This window comes from Rothia sp. HMSC036D11 (assembly GCF_001814205.1).
Lineage (GTDB): Bacteria > Actinomycetota > Actinomycetes > Actinomycetales > Micrococcaceae > Rothia > Rothia dentocariosa.
On sequence record NZ_KV815300.1, the window covers coordinates 1 to 245 of the forward strand.

Genomic DNA, 245 nt, shown 5'->3' on the forward strand with positions numbered 1-245 from the left:
TCAATGAAAGTCACCTGTTCTCACAGGTGAGACCTTCACGCCGGGCAACCGTGTGCAGGCAACATTCGGCCCTCAATGAAAGTCACCTGTTCTCACAGGTGAGACCGGCGTTTCACATCACCATGCGGGGCGCTCTGTTCCCCTCAATGAAAGTCACCTGTTCTCACAGGTGAGACTCTTCTTCGTAAATCGGGGTCGTAAATGTCACCATTTCCCCTCAATGAAAGTCACCTGTTCTCACAGGT